Source organism: Rhizobium sp. P1_E1 (assembly GCF_056406015.1).
Map to the genome: position 1 here is coordinate 1 of NZ_JBFUAY010000229.1, position 6,589 is coordinate 6,589.

The window sequence follows — 6,589 nt, forward strand, 5'->3', positions numbered from 1 at the left end:
CCATCAGGCCGACCGTCCAGATGAGCGCATGGCCGAGCACCGAGGTGACGGGCAGCGGGAAATACTTGATCGAGCGGCCGAGATCGCCGGTGAAGATGCTGCCGAGATAGGTGAGATATTGTTGCCAGAGCGGACCGTCGACGAAGCCGAAGGTGAGCTTCAACGCCTGCAGGCTTTCCGGCGGCAATTCGGTGCCGGCGCTGGAGAACATGATTTGCACCGGATCGCCCGGCATCAGCCGCGGCAGGAAGAAATTGATCGTCGCTGCCGCGATGAAGGCTGCCATGTAGAAGACGAGGCGGCGAAGCAGGAAAGCCATGGGGACTCCGTCGTGACGGAAGCGGCATTTTCTACGCCGCTTCCGGAGATCGTGATGCTTACTTGACCGGCTCGAGAGCGAGCAGATTCAGCAGGCGTGCCGGATTGGTCCGCGAGATCGACGGATTGACGAAGGGGTTTTCCTTGGTCGACCAGCCGGTGAAGCGCTTGGTGTTGTACTGATACCAGTTCGGATTGTTGAACACCGGAATCATCGGCATGTTTTCAGCGACGATGCGCTGCGCCTTGTTCATCGCGTCCTTCTGCTTGGCAAGATCGGCGGTCTGGGTGAACTCGGTGACGAGTTTCTCGACCTCCGGGTTGAACCAGCGCTGCGCGGTAAAGCGGGTCTTGCCCTTATCCGAAGCGCTGAAGGCGCGCTTGTAGGGGTAATAGGGCGAAGCCGATGCCGGCAGGCTGTTGATCGCCGCATCGAAGGTGCCGTTGATGAGGTTGCCGGTCCAGACGGCTTCCTCCGGCGTTTCGATCTTGGCGTCGATGCCGACCGCCTGCATGCCTTCAACGGCGAGGTTGACGGTATCGATCCAGTCGGTCCAGGCGCTGGGGACGATGATCGAGAAGGAGATCTTGGTACCGTCGGGATTGTCGCGGAAACCGTCGCCGTCCTTGTCCTTGTAGCCCGCCTCGTCGAGCAGGGCCTTGGCGGCGTCGGCATTATAGGTTGCGAACTTGCCGAAGTCGGCCTTGACGGATGGGTCCGCCCAGCTCTTGTAGAGCTCGCCCATCAGGCCGGGGTCTTCGTTCAGCGTCGGATAGCCGTAGCCGGCGACGTCGATCATCGTCTTGCGGTCGAGCGCCATCGAGACGGCACGGCGGAATTTCAGGTCGTTGAAGGCCTTCTTGTTGTTCTCGTTCGCCGTTTGCAAGTTGAACAGGAAGGCGACCATGCTGCTTGGCGAATACCAGTAGTGGAAATGCGCCGGATCCTTGGACACGTAGACATTGTCGATATCGGGAATGAAGGAGACGCCCCAGTCGAGTGTGCCGTCGGCCGTTGCGGTCAGCATCTGGTTGTTGTCGGCAAGCTGCGGGAAGCGCATGCAATCGACCTTCAGATGCTCGTTATCCCAATAGTTCGGGTTGCGGCACTGGTCGTAGGTCTGGCCGGTGAAACGCGGCACTTCCGTCAGCGGGCCGCTGCCAACAGGGGTCTCGTTGGCGAAGGTGACCGGATCGGCGACGTCCTTCCAGACATGTTCGGGAATGATCGGCAGCTGCGAGATCTGCTCGGCGGCAAGCGAGCTCGGATTGGCGAGCGTGAAGCGTACCGTCTGGGCGTCGACGGCCTGGATATCGGTGATGAAGGTCCAGATGCTGACGAAGTCGAGCGCCGGGAACTTCTTCAGGTAATCATAGGTGAACTTGACGTCGGCTGCGGTCAACGGCTTGCCGTCCGACCATTTCAGGTTCGGGCGCAGCTTGAAATCGATGCTCTTCAGGTCGTCGGAGAGTTTGAAGCTTTCGGCCAGGCGATAGACCGGCTTGTTGCTGTCGAAGCGGTTGAAGATGACCAACGGCTCGTAGATGAAGTCGAGCGTGGACTGGCGCGACGAGGTCTGGTTGAACGGATTGAAGTTGCGAACCCAGGTCGTCGCCGGCTCGATATTCGCTGTGAGGATCGTCTGCGCCACGGCAGATCCCGAAAGCAGCGTCAGGGCGGCGGCTGCAAGAAGATATTTTTTCATGTGTTATTCCCCTTTTCTTATGCGGTGAGAGATGACGTGCCGGTCAGGAGACCAGCGCGCTTGCAAACATGTCTTCGACTTGCGCATGGGCGGCGCGGACATCGACCTTGAGATTGCCGAGGCGGGCCTTGCCGGCGGCGATCCGCTGCAGGGCGGCTTCCGTCAGCGGACGGGCGGCTTTGGCGGCGGTTTCGCTTTCAGGAATGTCGCCGTGGCTGTGGAGCGCGATGTCGAAGCCTGCGTCGAGCACCTGTTTGACGCGTTCCGGCAGGGAGCCGGAGAGCGACTCCATGAAGATGCAGTCTGATATCAGCACGCCGTCATAGCCCATGTCCTTGCGGATCACGTCGTGCATGATGGGCGAGACGGACGCCGGCAGCTCGGCGTCATAGGCCGAATAGACGACATGGGCGACCATCGCCCAGGGCGTATCCTTCAGCGCCACGAAGGGCTTGAAATCGGTCGCGGTGAGCGTCTCGCGGCTGGCGTCGACCACCGGACGCTCCTTGTGGGAGTCGAGCGTCGCGCGGCCATGGCCGGGAATGTGCTTGATGACGGGCATGTTGCCGCTCTCGAGCAGGCCATCGACCACCTCGCGGCCGAGGGCAGCGATGAAATCGGGATCAGGGCCGAACGAGCGGGCGCCGATGACCGCACTCGTCGTCTCGAAGACGAGGTCGAGAACGGGCGAGCAGCCGCTGGAAAGGCCGAGTTCCGTCATCATCGCGCCCATGGCCTGGGAGGAAAGGCGCAGTGCTTTTTTGCCGAGATCGAAATCGCGGCGCGCAAGTTCGGCAAACTGGCCGAAACTGCGGAAGAGCGGCCAAGGGCCGGCATCGAGATGCTGAACGCGGCCACCTTCCTGGTCGGTGAAGACAGGCGCGTCGTCGCGGCCGACGGCCTCGCGGAAGCGGTCGATCAGCCGCTTCGTCTGTTCCGGCTCGCGCTGATTGCGCCGGCCGACGAACAGGCCGAGCGGATTGGTTTCGCGAAAGAGGGCGAATTCATCATCCGAAATAGTGGGATTCGGGAGGCCGACGAAAAGGGCGAGCGGGGTCGAGGACAATTCTGTAACTCCGGATCAGATGGTCATTTCGGCGTGCTTCTCAGCATGCCTTCGTAGATGCCCTTGTCGGGGGCGGGGATGACGATTGCGCCTGCGGTCTTGGCGTAGAAATCGACCGGGCCGGCGTCGCCGATGAAGGCATAGGCGTGACCGAGCGTCTTCATGGCCTGAAGGCAGGCGGAAAAGAGGGCGAGCCCGATGCCCCTGCCACGCGCTTCGGGGTCGACGCCGGTCGGGCCGAAGAAGCCGCGCGCCGTCGTGTCATAGCAGGCAAAGCCCAGCAGCTTGCCGCCGTCGACGGCGATCAGGCAGGCAACGGGCTGACGGGAGAAGGCGACTGTGACTTCGCTTGCCCAGTTCTCGCTGAACTGTTCGCGAACCCAGCTGACGATAAGATGCAGTTCCGGGGGGAGGGCCGGGCGGATGGAGACGCCGACGTCGCCGGCCTTCTGTCTCAGGTCGGCGAGCTCAGTGGAATACAAGCTCACAAGCAGGTCTGGCACCTGTCATTCCTCCAGTTATTCCGTTATTGCGGAATGTATCCCCTTTTAGTGTCATAGATTTGGCCATCTGGCAGGGCTTGTCAACAAGGTTTTTCAACGAGAGAAAGGGACGCCCCGTCGCAGTCGCCGCGGTTTCAACGCAAAGTAGGTGCCGAACGAAAAAACGGCCCGGGAGGCCGGGCCGTTTTCAATTGGCGGCATGTTCGCTGAGCGAGTGCTTATATATCGTCTTTCCAGAGCGCATGAAAATGCTGCACCGGACCGTGGCCGGAGCCGACGGTGAGGTGTCCGGCAGCCGCGACCGCGCCGGCAAGGTATTCCTTCGCGATGGCGACCGCCTCCCGCGCCGAGGCGCCCTTGGCGAGCTCGGCCGCCAGGGCGCTGGAGAGCGTGCAGCCGGTGCCGTGGGTGTTCTTGGTCGGCACGCGCCTGGCTTCGAACCAGTGCAGGCCGGCGGCGGTGGCAAGCACGTCAGGCCTCTCGTCGCTGTCGAGATGGCCGCCCTTGACCAGCACTGCGGCCGGGCCAAGCGCGCGCAGGCGTTCGGCCTGCGCCGCCATGTCAGCGCGATTTGTCGCGACCGGCTGGTGCAGCAGCGCGGCGGCTTCGGGCAGGTTCGGGGTCAGCAGCGTGGCAAGCGGCAGCAGCCGATGGGTCAGCACGTCGACCGCTTCAGGCGCGAGCAGGGCGGCTCCACCCTTGGCGATCATGACAGGATCGATGACGATCGGAATGTCGCGGTGGTCAGTCAGCGCGCCGGCAACGGCGTCGGCGATGCCGGCATTGGCGATCATGCCGATCTTGACGGCATCGACGCGGACATCCGCAAAGACGGCATTGATCTGGTCGGCGACGAATTGCGGCGGCACCAGATGCACACCGCTGACACCTTGCGTGTTCTGCGCCGTCAACGCGGTCAGCACCGCCATGCCGTAGACGCCGCGGGCGGAAAAGGCCTTGAGATCGGCCTGGATGCCGGCGCCACCGGAGGGATCGGAGCCGGCGATCGAGAGAACGTTGCGGATCATGCACGGGCCTTTCGGATTTCTGCGGCGATGTGGCGCGTGGCCGCTTCAGGAGCTGGCGTGCCGCAGATGGCGGAAACGACGGCAACCCCTTTCGCGCCCGCGGCGAACACTTGGGCGACATGATCCGCCTTGAGCCCGCCGATCGCGACCGATGGCACCGGCGAGGCCTTCACCAGCTTGGCAAGACCGTCAAAACCGATCGGCTGCTTGTGGTCGGCCTTGGTCGGTGTCGCAAACACCGGTCCGACGCCGGTATAATCGACCAGACCAGGATCAACGGCGGCGGCGAGCGGCGCGGTCTCGACCGAGAGGCCAAGGATCATGTCGGGGCCGATCATCGTCCGCGCTTTGTGTGCATCCATGTCTTCCTGGCCGATATGCAGACCGTCGGCGCCGATGGCGATTGCCGCCTCGACATCATCGTTGACGATGAGGAGGGCGCCGGTCCCCTCCAATGCCTGTTTCAAGGCGCGGCCGGTCTCGATCATCCCGATGGTGGCGGCATGTTTGTCACGCAGTTGCACCATGGTCGCGCCGCCGGCAACGGCAAGTCGCGCCGTTTCGACCCTGCCGATCCCGGCGCAGAGATCGGGGTCGAGGACGAGATAGAGCGAAAGGTCGAAAGCCTTCATGCCGCCGATATCCTCGCCCTGGCGTCAAGCGTTTCGGGGTCGAGCGCAGCTAACGCATCGAGGAAACGCCATGAGAAGGAACCGGGGCCGGCCGCCCCAAGTGCGGCCTCTTCGCCGGCGATGGCGAAGGTTGCAAGTGCCGCAACCGTCGCGCCGAAGGTGTCTTCGGGTGCCGTCGCGGCAAAGGCGCCGACGAGGCAGGTGAGCGAGCAGCCGAGCGCGGTGACTTGCGGCATCAGCGCCGATCCGCCTTCGATGCGCACCGCCTTCTCGCCGTCGGTGACGAAATCCACCGCACCGGTGACGGCGACGACCGCCCGCTGACGTTCAGCCAGCCATCGCGCCGAACCTTCCGCCTGTTCGACCGGGTCGCGGCTGTCGACGCCCTGGCCGCGGCTCTCTCCGCCGGCCATCGCGATGATTTCGGAGGCGTTGCCGCGGATGATGGTCGGACGCAGCGCCAGAAGGTCGGCCACCGCGTTGCGGCGGAAAGCCGTCGCATAATGCGCGACCGGATCGAGCACCCAAGGTTTGCCGGCTGATGTCGCTGCCTTCGCCGCCGCCTGCATGCCGTCGATCCATTGCGTCGACAGCGTGCCGATATTGATTGTCAGCGCACTGGCGATCCCGGCGAATTCGCCGGCTTCCTCAGCGGCATGCACCATGGCGGGCGAGGCGCCTGATGCAAGCAGCACATTTGCGGCGATGTTCATGGCGACGTAATTGGTGATGCACTGAACGAGCGGCGGCTTCTCGCGCATCGCCTTCAGCATCGCTCCGGGTGTGGTCCTGGTCTGCATATGGCCCCTTTCAGGCGGGGGCGGGCACGGGGCGGTTCGTGCGGGCTAAGCCGCGACCCCGAGCGACTCCCTCCGCCGGCATTATCCGGTTCAGGTTCGAAGGGTGCTTCTCAGCCCGTCTGTCGACGAACGCCCCTGTCTCTCATCGCGCTCTTTTTCGCAGAGAACGGGGCTGATGTCATCCTGAAAATGACAATTCTGCGACCGATGCGGCGCGACGATGGCTATGGATGATTTATGGGTCTGGATTGCCCTTCATGAAGGACGAGAGATCGCCGCCGATTCGTGTCTTGACCAGGTTTTCCCGAATGTCGTCTGCGGGTTCTGTTCCGGGCTGCCCTCGTCGTTGCCGTTTTGCCATGCGGCTGTCCTCTCCTTTTCGAGAAGAATAACAGTAGCAACCGTGGGTGCAATGAATTTCTAAAATACATCTCTGTATTTGTGAGGAGCATCGAGAAAAACACAGATGCCGGAGAGGCTCTTTTCTTCGAAGGAACGAGGCTCATCTTTTCAAGACTTCGCAGCAGTGTGGATGG

Annotated in this window: 6 protein-coding genes, 1 pseudogene and 1 riboswitch; all 7 genes and pseudogenes read right to left on the reverse strand. The window is 62.8% G+C overall.

Annotated features, from left to right (window positions below):
- Positions 1-319, reverse strand: a pseudogene (locus tag AC1D1Z_RS32305) (ABC transporter permease); the annotation flags it as partial.
- 58 nt (positions 320-377) lie between these two features.
- Positions 378-2,024, reverse strand: coding sequence for an ABC transporter substrate-binding protein (locus AC1D1Z_RS32310; RefSeq protein WP_222285909.1), 1,647 nt, complete (start codon positions 2,022-2,024; stop codon positions 378-380).
- Positions 2,025-2,067: 43 nt separating this feature from the next.
- Complete coding sequence (locus AC1D1Z_RS32315; protein ID WP_477852917.1) at positions 2,068-3,090, reverse strand: glycoside hydrolase family 3 N-terminal domain-containing protein; 1,023 nt, start codon at positions 3,088-3,090, stop codon at positions 2,068-2,070.
- A 23-nt stretch (positions 3,091-3,113) separates the two neighbouring features.
- Positions 3,114-3,593 carry a GNAT family N-acetyltransferase gene (locus AC1D1Z_RS32320; protein ID WP_026231012.1) on the reverse strand — a complete coding sequence of 160 codons (480 nt, stop codon included), beginning with the start codon at positions 3,591-3,593 and terminating at the stop codon, positions 3,114-3,116.
- 218 nt (positions 3,594-3,811) lie between these two features.
- Positions 3,812-4,621, reverse strand: coding sequence for a bifunctional hydroxymethylpyrimidine kinase/phosphomethylpyrimidine kinase (gene thiD, locus AC1D1Z_RS32325; protein ID WP_477852919.1), 810 nt, complete (start codon positions 4,619-4,621; stop codon positions 3,812-3,814).
- A complete protein-coding gene (thiE, locus tag AC1D1Z_RS32330) occupies positions 4,618-5,253 on the reverse strand; it encodes a thiamine phosphate synthase (RefSeq protein ID WP_477852921.1) in 636 nt (211 codons plus the stop codon). The genes thiD and thiE overlap by 4 nt, the downstream gene beginning before the upstream one ends.
- Positions 5,250-6,053 (reverse strand): hydroxyethylthiazole kinase, encoded by an 804-nt coding sequence (thiM, locus tag AC1D1Z_RS32335; RefSeq protein ID WP_168279154.1) that lies wholly within the window; start codon positions 6,051-6,053, stop codon positions 5,250-5,252. The genes thiE and thiM overlap by 4 nt, the downstream gene beginning before the upstream one ends.
- 50 nt (positions 6,054-6,103) lie before the next feature.
- Positions 6,104-6,200, reverse strand: a riboswitch (TPP riboswitch).
- Positions 6,201-6,589 lie beyond the last annotated feature (389 nt).

Coding starts and splice junctions, on each gene's coding strand:
- AC1D1Z_RS32310 (WP_222285909.1), bottom strand. CDS start 2,024: ATGAAAAAATATCTTCTTGCAGCCGCCGCCCTGACGCTGCTTTCGGGA.
- thiD (WP_477852919.1), bottom strand. CDS start 4,621: ATGATCCGCAACGTTCTCTCGATCGCCGGCTCCGATCCCTCCGGTGGC.
- thiE (WP_477852921.1), bottom strand. CDS start 5,253: ATGAAGGCTTTCGACCTTTCGCTCTATCTCGTCCTCGACCCCGATCTC.
- thiM (WP_168279154.1), bottom strand. CDS start 6,053: ATGCAGACCAGGACCACACCCGGAGCGATGCTGAAGGCGATGCGCGAG.